This is a genomic window from Pseudoalteromonas sp. 20-MNA-CIBAN-0454, from assembly GCF_040308685.1.
Lineage (GTDB): Bacteria > Pseudomonadota > Gammaproteobacteria > Enterobacterales > Alteromonadaceae > Pseudoalteromonas > Pseudoalteromonas nigrifaciens.
In genome coordinates this window covers 1-236 of record NZ_JBEOOB010000242.1, presented here as the reverse complement: position 1 = coordinate 236, position 236 = coordinate 1, and the positions used below count along the sequence as shown (strand labels likewise).

The window sequence follows — 236 nt, the reverse complement described above, 5'->3', positions numbered from 1 at the left end:
ATTTACGACTGCGCTTATTGCACTTCTCGTAAGAGCAATGACACCCCACGCGCCGCTTTTAGTGTCGAAGAAGTGGTCGACCTAACCATGCAGTTTTATCGCCGCAACTATATCGAAGGACTATTTCTCAGCTCAGGTATCTTTAAAAGTGGCGACTACACGATGGAGCGTTTGGTTGAGGTGGCAAAAATATTGCGCACTCGTGAACGCTTCAATGGTTATATCCATCTCAAAAC

At 45.8% G+C, this 236-nt stretch carries 1 pseudogene; it reads left to right on the top strand.

What is annotated here, in order from left to right:
- Positions 1–236: pseudogene (locus AAEZ22_RS18625) on the top strand (putative DNA modification/repair radical SAM protein); the annotation flags it as partial.